The organism is Ignatzschineria larvae DSM 13226, assembly GCF_038500265.1.
Taxonomy (GTDB): domain Bacteria; phylum Pseudomonadota; class Gammaproteobacteria; order Cardiobacteriales; family Wohlfahrtiimonadaceae; genus Ignatzschineria; species Ignatzschineria larvae.
In genome coordinates this window covers 1,631,423-1,642,554 of record NZ_CP150637.1, presented here as the reverse complement: position 1 = coordinate 1,642,554, position 11,132 = coordinate 1,631,423, and the positions used below count along the sequence as shown (strand labels likewise).

8 protein-coding genes and 2 tRNA genes are annotated in these 11,132 nt (G+C 39.2%); 9 read left to right on the top strand and 1 reads right to left on the bottom strand.

Annotation, left to right across the window (positions count from 1 at the left end):
• Positions 1–245 precede the first annotated feature (245 nt).
• The 4 genes from WMO13_RS06870 to WMO13_RS06855 all read left to right on the top strand — a co-directional run bounded on the left by WMO13_RS06870 (position 246) and on the right by WMO13_RS06855 (position 4,924).
• A complete protein-coding gene (locus WMO13_RS06870) occupies positions 246–2,225 on the top strand; it encodes an ATP-binding cassette domain-containing protein (RefSeq protein ID WP_026878470.1) in 1,980 nt (659 codons plus the stop codon).
• A gap of 56 nt (positions 2,226–2,281) precedes the next feature.
• Positions 2,282–2,653, top strand: coding sequence for an outer membrane protein assembly factor BamE (locus tag WMO13_RS06865; RefSeq protein WP_051396118.1), 372 nt, complete (start codon positions 2,282–2,284; stop codon positions 2,651–2,653).
• Between the two features lie 145 nt (positions 2,654–2,798).
• Entirely contained in the window at positions 2,799–3,398 is a 600-nt protein-coding gene (locus WMO13_RS06860) for a Maf family protein (RefSeq protein WP_026878471.1), read from the top strand.
• A gap of 77 nt (positions 3,399–3,475) precedes the next feature.
• Positions 3,476–4,924, top strand: a complete 1,449-nt coding sequence (locus WMO13_RS06855) for a hypothetical protein (protein WP_156923247.1) — start codon at positions 3,476–3,478, stop codon at positions 4,922–4,924.
• Between the two features lie 346 nt (positions 4,925–5,270).
• Here WMO13_RS06855 and ftsY read toward each other — a convergent pair whose 3' ends face one another.
• Entirely contained in the window at positions 5,271–6,977 is a 1,707-nt protein-coding gene (gene ftsY / locus WMO13_RS06850; protein ID WP_026878473.1) for a signal recognition particle-docking protein FtsY, read from the bottom strand.
• Between the two features lie 222 nt (positions 6,978–7,199).
• Between ftsY and WMO13_RS06845 the strand changes: the two genes are divergently transcribed.
• From WMO13_RS06845 to WMO13_RS06825, 5 genes are all read left to right on the top strand, one after another.
• Positions 7,200–7,276: transfer RNA gene (locus WMO13_RS06845), tRNA-Val, on the top strand.
• Positions 7,277–7,282: 6 nt separating this feature from the next.
• Positions 7,283–7,359, top strand: a tRNA-Ile gene (locus tag WMO13_RS06840).
• A 281-nt stretch (positions 7,360–7,640) separates the two neighbouring features.
• A complete protein-coding gene (locus tag WMO13_RS06835) occupies positions 7,641–8,942 on the top strand; it encodes a pyrimidine-nucleoside phosphorylase (RefSeq protein ID WP_026878474.1) in 1,302 nt (433 codons plus the stop codon).
• Between the two features lie 158 nt (positions 8,943–9,100).
• Positions 9,101–9,820, top strand: a complete 720-nt coding sequence (gene deoD / locus WMO13_RS06830) for a purine-nucleoside phosphorylase (protein WP_026878475.1) — start codon at positions 9,101–9,103, stop codon at positions 9,818–9,820.
• 4 nt (positions 9,821–9,824) lie between these two features.
• The gene (locus WMO13_RS06825; RefSeq protein ID WP_026878476.1) at positions 9,825–11,126 is read left to right on the top strand and encodes a nucleoside permease; all 1,302 of its coding nucleotides are present in this window, start codon (positions 9,825–9,827) and stop codon (positions 11,124–11,126) included.
• The last annotated feature ends 6 nt before the right edge of the window (positions 11,127–11,132 follow it).

Genomic DNA, 11,132 nt, shown 5'->3' with positions numbered 1-11,132 from the left:
AGATAGCGCTTCAATCAATATCTGTAGATGAAAGTAAGGTAAGATAATCACGTTTATTGCAGAATATTAGCGCTATTTTTGCCGAAGTGATATATTTTAACCCTTATTCTTAGTAATATTACCCTATTGTTATTATCGTGTTACGCAACATGATTGAAAAGTATTGAGAAATATTGGCGTTTTAATGTGTTCAATGCGTTTAACTTATAAACAGCCTGTTATCTCACAATTTATTGAGGATTAGTATGGTTTTACTTCGTTTACAAGATATCTCCCTCTCTTATGGCGCAAGACCTCTACTGAAAGAGGTTAATTTTGCCATTTCTAAAGGGGAGCGAGTCTGTTTAGTCGGACGTAATGGGGAGGGAAAATCATCGCTTCTTCGGGTTGTTGCTAAAGAAGTTATCCCCGATGATGGGGAGATTATCCATAATAATGATCTTAAAATTGCAAAATTAAATCAAGAAATCCCTGAGGATTTAACTGAAACTGTTTACGAAGTTGTGACGAGTGGCTTGAGTAACATCGGTGAGAAATTACAACAATATCATCAGCTAATTGAAGCGGGTGAAAATGTCGATTTAGATGCTTTAGGGCGTTTACAACAAGAGTTAGATCGTCTGAATGCTTGGACGATTGATCAGCGGATTTCAGAAATTTTGACTCGTTTAGAGCTAGATGGTGACAAACAGATGTCAGCATTGTCGGGCGGATGGATTCGCAGAGTGCTACTTGCGAAAGTATTGGTGAGTGATCCTGATCTTATTTTGCTTGATGAGCCGACAAATCACCTTGATATTGAGATGATTGAATGGCTTGAGAAGATGTTGACCGAGCTCTATCAAGGCGCGCTTCTTTTTGTATCTCATGATCGTCACTTCTTAGATAAAATTGCCACGAAGATTATTGAATTAGATCGTGGTCATCTAACAGAATACCCCGGTTCATATAGCGATTATCAGAAATTTAAAGCGATTGAGCTACATAATGAAGAGATGGAGCGGGCGCTTTTTGATAAAAAATTAGCTGAGGAAGAAGTCTGGATCCGTCAAGGAATCAAAGCACGCCGAACACGTAATGAAGGTCGAGTGCGGGCTTTAAAATCGATGCGAGAAGAGCGAAAAGAACGTTTAGATCGTCAAGGAAAAGCAACATTGCACCATGAGGAAGCGAAAAAATCAGGTAAACGGGTCATATTAGCGGAGGATGTTTATCTGACATTGGGTGAAAAACCACTTATTAAAAACTTTAATTTCACCTTAATGCGTGGCGATAAAGTCGGGATTATCGGTCCAAATGGCGCCGGTAAATCTACATTAGTGAAGCTTCTATTAGGCGATATTATTCCTGATAGCGGGCTTGTTGAGCAAGGGACGCAATTAGAGATTGCTTACTTTGATCAATTACGTGCGAAACTTGATCTTGATGCCACAGTCGTTGATAACGTGGGTGAAGGAAGTGACTTTATTGAAATTAATGGTAAAAAGCGACACGTTATTAGTTGGTTACAAGACTTTATGTTTACGCCGGAGCGGGCGCGCAGTCCTGTAAACTCTCTATCAGGTGGAGAGCGTAATCGTCTACTATTAGCGAAGCTTTTTGCAAAACCATTTAACTTCCTTGTGATGGATGAGCCGACGAATGATCTTGATATTGAGACATTAGAATTACTCGAAGAGTTAGTCGCTAATTATGATGGTACTCTATTACTCATTTCTCATGATCGTGCATTTTTAGATAGCGTTGTGACTTCGGTGCTGGTGTTTGAAGGCGAAGGGCGCATTGAGGAGTATATTGGCGGTTATAGTGACTGGCAAGCACGTGTTATCGCACAAGAAAAAGAGAGGCAAGCAAAAGAGAAGCAAGCTAAAAGTAAAGGGAGTGATGGAAAGCGCATAGAGGAGCATAAAAATGCTTCTCAATCATCAAAATCCAATAACGCTGATATAGATAATGCAACGAATAGCACGAATAATATAAAATCATCAGAAGTGAAAGCGAAGCGTAAATTGAGTTATAAAGAGACACGAGAGCTTGAAGCTTTACCCAATGAGATTGCCAAGATAGAACAAACTATTGAAGAATTAGAAAAATTAGTGCAAGCTAATTCTTTTTATCAAGAAAATCATCAATTTCAGACTGAAAAGCTCACAGAACTTGCGGAGCAAAATCAACTTCTTGAGCAAAAATATGAGCGATGGTTGGAACTTGAAAATAATGAATAGAATTTTTCACGAAAAAGGGTATCATTGACCTCTATTCTTCTAGGAGAAAGATTAAAATGAAAAAAATGAAATATTTCCTGCTGTTAACAATAGTTTCGCTCTTAGCAGTAGGTTGTTCGAAGTTGTCATTACATCGTGTAGATGTTTATCAAGGTAACTATATTGAAGTACAACGTCTTGAAAATCTGAAGCCTGGAATGAGCAAGGCAGATGTTCAGCTCTTATTAGGTACACCTTTAGTGCGAGATGTGTATGATCCTTCAACTTGGTACTATACCTTCTACCATTCAAATTCAGAAGGTGATATTAAGGAGTTACAAAGACTTCGTTTACATTTTGATCAAAATGGCAAATATCTCTATTATGATGGTGATATTACCCCTGAACAATCTTCAGCAGTAGACGTTGGTTCTGTTCAAGAAGGTTAATTTGATCCTACATTAGCAATATGATTTATCTAGTAAAGTAAGATGATAGTGTCACTTTACTAGGTAGATCATTTTTTTATCAATAGTGATTGCCGAATATGAATGATATTCAAAATAGCTAGATAACGGAGCATCTCAATAATTCATGCAAAATTTAAAGATATTATTAGCTTCTCGTTCACCACGAAGAAGAGAGTTATTGACCCAATTAGGGCTTAATTATCAAGTGATTGATGTTGAAGTCGACGAATCGATTGTGCAACCGATATTACCAGAAGTCTATGCAAAAGAGATCTCAGAGAAGAAAGCATTGATGGCGCTCGCTAATGGTGAGATCTGTGTCAGTGAGCGGGATATTCTACTCACCGCAGATACAACATTAAGTGTTGATGGTGACATAATTGGGAAGCCTAAAGATCTTCAAGATTATTTGCATATGATGAAAAAGCTCTCTAATAGGACGCATCAAGTATTTACTGCTTTAACACTAGTCGGAATGATTGATGGAGAAGAGAAATTTGTAACCATGTTGAGCGAAACAACGGTACAATTCTCCCTATTGCCCGAGCAATTTGTATTGGAATATTGGCAAAGTGGTGAGCCTGCAGATAAGGCTGGTGGCTATGCAATTCAAGGAAAGATGGCGGGTTATATTCAATCTATTAAAGGCAGTTATTCTGGAGTAATGGGGTTACCACTTTTTGAATTACGGGAAGCTTTGGAAGCATTTGATCATTATATTTAGATCTACAAATATATGAATCGGGTAGTGTGCAAGTATTGAATCCCATATTGAACGATGAATAAATAAAAATGGATAATATGAAGTCAGATAGTAAGGCAATACCTTCGAATAAGCAGGATGCTAATGATAAAACTCTAGTGACGGGCGCTCCTTCTTCCAATGAAGCGCGTTCTATTGCTGATGAATCAATGGAGATACAAAATTCAGTACAAGAGCAGTTACAAGATGAATCTGTAACAATCGGATCCTTGCATGAGAATGATGATAGCGATGAGAATGATTTAACGCTCTCATCTATCAATGATGGGAATACTCGTCATCTTTATAATGATGTAACTTTTGAGCCTGAACATTTGGAAGAGAAAGGTACTTTAGAGTTTTCGATTCACAATACCGCGCAAGAATCACTACTTGCAGAAAATACGCCGGAACAATTTAGCGTAGCGGACGATCAGGAATTATTACAAAAGGCCATTGATACCATTCCGGCAATGCATGCAGAACCTAAGTTAATCACTGAACAAGATGATATTCGTAGAGAACCTCAGTTACGGGAGACTCAAGGTTTTTCAGAGGAACATTTTTCAGCGGTTGCAGATCAGAGCGCAATGCCGGCGGAACCTTTGGCAATGCTGGGAGGTTCTGTAGAAAATCCTACTCAAGCTGCTGAAGAAGAGAATGAAGCGACCGCACAGGATAAACCACCGGTTAAAAAACAGAGAGGGAGTAAATTAGGTATGGGCTGGTTTCAAGGATTTAGTCTATTTATAGCTTTTTTAGTATTTAGTGCTTTAGCAGTATTTGCTTACTTTATGTTAGGCGATAAACCGCTTTATGATGGTGATGTGCCGAAATATGTTGTGATTGGAAATGAAGACTCCGGTGCGATGGCGGCATTAAATCCGGCTATTCCTGAAGAGGTTCGTCAGCAATATATTTATGTACCTAAAGTGACTAGAACAGAAGATTTGGAGATTTTACAAGAGCGTCCGGTATTAGATGCAACTCAAGATGCGAAAGTCACTAAAGTCGAGTTAGCCAATAATATGGATGGTTCTGAAGAGGTCGTGGTGAGCGAAGAGAATACAGAGACAAATCATGGTAGTTTAGGTTTAGAGCTTTTATCTGTAGATCATAATGCAACAGGCCTTTCAGCAGAAGATTTAGCACTTATCGATGGTTTTCTGTTGCAAGGGGATATTGCCTACGAGCAGGGTATTTATGTAGGCGTAAATCAGGATGATGCTTATCACTATTACCAATCGGCTTTAGCGATTGATCCGAATAATGCGCAAGCACAGCAAGGTATTGCGAACATTGCCAATGTTTACTACGCAAGTGCAAGAGATGCTTATAATTATGGTACTTATGATGTGGCGGCGCAGTATGTTGCATTGGGATTAGCGGTACAACCAAATCACTCATCCTTATTGCAATTACAACAATTAGTTGAGCAGATGCAATCTACGCAATCCTCTAATGTAGGAGCACAACCTAATTATGATAGTTTCAACTTTGATTTCTAGCTGATGAGCTCTAATCTCAAGATATTCTGATTAGATAGTGGGAATGAGCGATATATTGTTAGCTAGAAAAGTCTAAGCAGAAAGATTAAATAGAAGAGTTATAGTAAGATCGGCTTAAAATAAACTCATTTAAATGCCGGCGCATAAGCTGATCGAGGCGAGGATGCTGTTCTATCCGGCATCTTGCAAGTGTTGTTTAGTACGGTTTGATGTTCTTTTAAAGTTCCACACTAGCTACATAAAAAACATTTTTCTTAAACCAAGTTTACTATAAATAGAAAAGTTAAACAGAAAAGGGATCGGATATGACAATCGATCCCTTTTTATTTGATTGCTTGTTAGTTAGTTAAGCGTCGGGTTCACCAATAAGTGCATCGACAAATTCTTCGGCATTAAATGGGCGAAGATCATCAATCGTTTCCCCAACACCGATAAAGCGGATAGGAATCTTCAATTCTTCGGCAATAGCGAAAATAATACCGCCTTTTGCTGTCCCATCTAATTTTGTAAAGGTGATGCCAGAAAGAGGAATTGTTGCATTAAATTGTCTTGCTTGGTTGAGTGCATTTTGCCCTGTGGATGCATCGACAACAAGCATCACTTCATGGGGCGCACTCTCATCATGGCGTTTAATAACACGATTAATTTTCGCTAATTCTTGCATCAACCCTGAATCTGTATGTAGTCGACCGGCAGTATCAGCAATCAGGATATCTACTTTTTTCGCTTTAGCTGATTCCATCGCATCAAAGATCACAGAAGCAGGATCAGCTCCCTCTTTTTGCGAAACAACTGGAATATGATTCCGCTCACCCCAGATCTCTAATTGTTCCACGGCGGCGGCTCTAAAGGTATCACCAGCGGCCAACATGACAGATTTCCCCTTATTTTGAAATTTCTTAGCGAGTTTACCGATAGTCGTGGTTTTTCCTACGCCATTCACACCGATCATCAGTAATACATAGGGTTTATGAGAGGTATCAATTACAAGCGGCTTAGAAACCGGTGCAAGAATCTCTTTCATCTGTACTTTCAGTGCCGCAAAAAGCTCATCCACATTTGACAGGGATTTACGGGATACAGAATCTCTAATTTGATCTAATAATTGCGTGGTGACATTGATTCCCACATCCGCCATCAAAAGTCGAGTTTCAAGCTCTTCGAGAATCTCTTCATTGATCTCTTTTTTACCTAAGAAGAGATCAGCAAGTCCTTCTGTGAGGCTACTGCGTGTTTTGCTCAGTTTTTCACTGAGCCGGGCAAAAAATCCCGGCTTCTTCGCAGGACGTTCCGCAGTTTGATGGGATTCAGGAATGGAGGATGCTTCAACCCCGGTTGTCTCTATCTCTATAGCAGCAGGTTCTACCAATGCTTCAACTTCTTTAATTTCTTCAACTTCTACTGGTACTTCATTGACCGGTGTTGAAATAGCTTCATCGGCAGCCTTTTGGGTATCAAGTTCAGCATTGTCATTATCTTGCAGATCTATATTTACAGGTGAAGATATTTCAGAAGTCTTTAGGAACTCTTCATTGATTGTTGTTTTAGCTATCTCATCATTGACCGCTGTATCACTTATGATGCCTTCAGGTTCAGCCCCCTTAATACGATTGTTTATTTCGGCCTCTTCATGAGCATCAATTACATCCGCTTGTGTCTCAACAGCTTCATTAATATCATGGATTTTTATCTCGGTCTTGGTAGCTTCTGCAATCTCTTCGATAAACCCATGTTGAGCTTTGATTGGTGTATCATCAGAATCGCTTGTTGCATCTTCCTCTGTATGACTATGGGGTTCAAGATTTTCTCTTACTTCTGTGATAATCCCTTCAGCAATGGTATTAATTACTTTAACAGTCGTTGATGCTTCTGAATCAATAGTTTCTGTTTCAAGAACATTTTTTTTATCCTGTTTTTCTAAATCTCTTTCTGTTACTTCTTCAATGATGGGATTATCGGAAGGTTGTGTGACTGGAGCGATCTCTTTTTCTACTTCTTTCTGCTTTTTGCCACCAAATAAGCGACTAAAAAAGCCTGGTTTTTTTTCTGCCATATTATTTAAGTCTCTGTTCAAAAGGGGGGAGTTAAGATAATTCATTGTTATCGGTAATTAATGGCCTCTATTTTAGCAGTTTATTACTGAAATTGCCTTGTTGACACTATTTAGATCGCCATTTTTCAGTAATTAGGTGGGGATATGTCTAATTGCTAAACAAAATAAAAAAAGTACTTGTCAAAATATTAATAATCGGGCAATATATTGTTTCTTAATTAGAGGCATATAGCTCAGTTGGTTAGAGCGCCACCTTGACATGGTGGAGGTCGTTGGTTCGAATCCAATTATGCCTACCAAATTTAGGGCCTTTAGCTCAGTTGGTTAGAGCTCTCGACTCATAATCGAGCGGTCGCTGGTTCGAGACCAGCAAGGCCCACCAACTAAAGGCCAAAACCCCGCATTATTGTGGGGTTTTTTGTTGCCGAAAATAAAAATGGCGGGAAATTTGACGGGGTTTACCAAATGCTCATTGAGTAACATATATAGCTTTATATGTTTTACAATAAAAATGATTCAAACAATAGTAAATTCCAATATAAATTTGCTTTAAATTAAAAAAGATTACAATATTAACCATATCAGGCTTTAAGTATAATAAGATCATATTTAATTAACTTTGACCAATTAACTTTGATATAAATTATTATAAGGAATGTAATTATGCGAATGGTTGATATTATCTCTAAGAAAAGAGATGGACATGCTTTGACAAAAGAAGAGATTGATTTTGTGATTCAGGGCTATACCCATGGGGAGATTCCCGATTATCAGATGAGTGCGCTGGCGATGGCGATCTATTTTCAGGATATGAATGATCAAGAGCGTGCCGATTTGACGATGGCAATGGTGAATTCTGGGGATGTACTCGATTTATCCGCTATTGAAGGAATCAAAGTAGATAAGCATTCTACTGGTGGTGTTGGTGATACGACGACTTTAGTATTAGCGCCTCTAGTTGCCGCATTAGATGTGCCGGTTGCGAAGATGTCGGGGCGTGGGCTTGGGCATACAGGTGGTACAACGGATAAACTTGATGCAATTGCAGGATTTCAAACTGAGATTGAAAAGGCAGATTTTATTCGCTTAGTGAATGATGATAAAGTTGCGGTAATCGGGCAAACGGGGAATTTAACGCCGGCAGATAAGAAGATTTATGCGCTTCGTGATGTGACGGGAACCGTCAATTCTATTCCACTCATTGCAAGCTCCATTATGAGTAAAAAAATTGCCGCCGGAAGTGATGCGATTGTGCTTGATGTCAAAACAGGCGCTGGCGCATTTATGAAGAGCCTAGAAGATGCAGAGGCACTTGCCCATGCAATGGTACAAATTGGCAATAAAGTGAATCGGCAAACGATGGCGATTATTTCAGATATGTCACAACCTCTTGGATATGCTATTGGTAATGCCCTCGAAGTGAAAGAGGCGATTGATACGCTCAAAGGAGTAGGACCAAAAGATCTGCATGAGTTGGTACTGGTATTAGGTAGCCAAATGGTTGTGCTTGCCGGTAAAGCTGAGAGCTTAGAAGAAGCACGTGGAATGCTTGAAGAAGTGATGCGTAATGGTAAGGCAATTGAGAAATTTAGAGTCATGCTTCGTAATCAAGGTGGGGATGATTCTGTCGTCGATCATCCTGAGAAGTTACCAACAGCGAAATATCAGATTGAATTACCGGCGAAAATATCAGGTTATGTCTCTAATATTGTGGCTGATGAAGTCGGTATTGCAGCGATGATGTTAGGAGCGGGTCGTGCGAAGAAAGAGGATAATGTTGATCCCGCAGTAGGTTTGGTGTTACATAAAAAAGTTGGAGATCGTGTTGAGGCAGGGGAATCATTGCTGACGATTCATGCAAATCAATCAGATGTAGAAGCGATTAAAGAGCGACTTTATAACAATATTACTATTAGCGACCAAGCAACTGAGCCGCAGTTAATCTATACCGTTATTACCGAGTAATCGATTCATCATTGTCGGGGTTGATTATATTAATTGTATTGATTAATAATCAGCCCTCTATTTTTCAAATCCCTCTCATTATGGTCATTGTCCTTGTTTCAATTGCCAAAAATAGAGGCACCCATTAACACCATTAAATTTATAAGTAGGAGTCTATGATGGCAACCCCACATATTAATGCCCCTGATAATGCTTTTGCCGAAACGGTTTTAATGCCGGGAGATCCTCTACGAGCAAAATATATTGCTGAGAATTTCCTAGATGATGCAATTGAAGTTACTAACGTTCGAGGAATGTTAGGATACACAGGTTTTTATAAAGGAATGAAGATTTCGGTAATGGGGCATGGAATGGGGATACCTTCTTGTTCAATCTATGCAACTGAATTAATTAAGTTCTATGGCGTAAAAAATATTATTCGAGTGGGCTCTTGTGGGGCTGTGAGCGCTGATATCAATGTTCGAGATATTGTTATTGGTATGGGGGCATGCACAGATTCAAAGGTGAATCGAATTCGCTTTAAGGATCATGATTTTGCCGCGATTGCAGATTATGATTTGGTGCATCATGCGGTGACGGCAGCTAAGCAGAATAATGTACCGGTAAAAGTAGGTAATCTTTTTTCCGCTGATCTCTTCTATTCACCTGATGCCGAGATGTTTGACGTGATGGAAAAATACAATATTTTAGGTGTTGAGATGGAGGCGGCGGGTATTTATGGCGTTGCAGCTGAATTTGGGGCGAAAGCATTGACTATTTGCACTGTTTCAGATCATATCCGCAAAGGGATTGCATTAAGCTCAGAAGAGCGACAAACAAGTTTTAATGAGATGATTACAGTAGCGTTAGATTCTGTTTTATTAGGGGCAGGGGAGTAGGAATATGAGTTTAAGCTTAAAATTAAAAATATTACAATTCTTGCAATTCTTTATCTGGGGTTCGTGGCTGATTACCGCGGGCTCTTATATGGGCGCAACATTAGGGTTTAATGGGGTGCAAATTGGGAGTATCTATGCGGCGATGGGGATTGCTTCCATTTTTGCACCGAGTATCATGGGGATTATCTCCGATAAATGGATTCCGGCGAATTATCTCTTTATTTTATGTCATTTAGTGGGGGGGGTGACGCTCTTCGCTGCGGCTCAAACAGATAGTTATCTATTGTTCTACATCATCATGTTGATCAATCTCTTTGTTTATATGCCGACCATTGCACTCTCTTACTCAATCTGTTATGCCTGTTTTGAGCAAGAAAAGCTCGATCCTATTACCGCATTCCCGCCGATTCGGATTTGGGGAACGATTGGCTTTATTGCAGCGATGTGGGTGATTTCATTATCTAATTTAAGTGTAAGTGTAGGTCAATTTTATATTGCTTCAGCTGCGGCTTTCTTTTTAGCTGTCGTCGTCTTTTTTATTATTCCCAAAATTGCAATTACAAAGAGCGAGAATCAAAACCCTTCATTAGTGGAGCGCCTTGGATTAAATGCATTTGTATTATTCAAAAATTATCGTTTAGCGACCTTTTTTATCTTTACGATGTTATTAGGCGCCGTATTGCAGATTAGTAACACTTGGGCCGACCCGTTCTTGAAGTCATTTGCTGAGTTGGAGCTTTATCAAAATAGCTTTATGGTGACGCAGTCGATACTCATTGTATCCTTATCTCAAATCTCTGAAGTCTTTTTCATTCTATCAGTACCATTTTTCTTAAAACGTTTTGGCATCAAATACATTATGTTGATTAGCATGATGGCTTGGTTTTTCCGCTTCCTTTTCTTAGGATTAGGGGATCCTTCGATGGTGGGGACCATGTTTATTATTCTATCGATGATTGTTTATGGTTGTGCTTTTGACTTCTTCAATATTTCGGGTTCTATCTACATTGAAAAGGCGACCAGTCCCCATATTCGAAATAGTGCGCAGGGGTTATTTATGACCTTAACGAATGGCGTAGGGGGTTTTATCGGTTCATATGCTGCAGGCTTTGTGGTCGATAAATATAGTGTGTATGCACAAGTGATGAATGACCATGGTGAGCTTGTTGATAAATTAGTGAGTCGCGATTGGACTACGATCTGGTTTGTCTTTGCAGCTTATGCGTTACTATTAGCGATTGTCTTCTTCTTTATGTTCAAGAACAAAAAAGATGAACTATCAATGTTACAAAAGGTGGGTGAATAATGGATC

What these genes read in the sequence shown, in the direction of transcription:
- WMO13_RS06870 (WP_026878470.1), top strand. Translation starts at nt 246, where the DNA reads ATGGTTTTACTTCGTTTACAAGATATCTCCCTCTCTTATGGCGCAAGA.
- WMO13_RS06865 (WP_051396118.1), top strand. Translation starts at nt 2,282, where the DNA reads ATGAAAAAAATGAAATATTTCCTGCTGTTAACAATAGTTTCGCTCTTA.
- WMO13_RS06860 (WP_026878471.1), top strand. Translation starts at nt 2,799, where the DNA reads ATGCAAAATTTAAAGATATTATTAGCTTCTCGTTCACCACGAAGAAGA.
- WMO13_RS06855 (WP_156923247.1), top strand. Translation starts at nt 3,476, where the DNA reads ATGAAGTCAGATAGTAAGGCAATACCTTCGAATAAGCAGGATGCTAAT.
- ftsY (WP_026878473.1), bottom strand. Translation starts at nt 6,977, where the DNA reads ATGGCAGAAAAAAAACCAGGCTTTTTTAGTCGCTTATTTGGTGGCAAA.
- WMO13_RS06835 (WP_026878474.1), top strand. Translation starts at nt 7,641, where the DNA reads ATGCGAATGGTTGATATTATCTCTAAGAAAAGAGATGGACATGCTTTG.
- deoD (WP_026878475.1), top strand. Translation starts at nt 9,101, where the DNA reads ATGGCAACCCCACATATTAATGCCCCTGATAATGCTTTTGCCGAAACG.
- WMO13_RS06825 (WP_026878476.1), top strand. Translation starts at nt 9,825, where the DNA reads ATGAGTTTAAGCTTAAAATTAAAAATATTACAATTCTTGCAATTCTTT.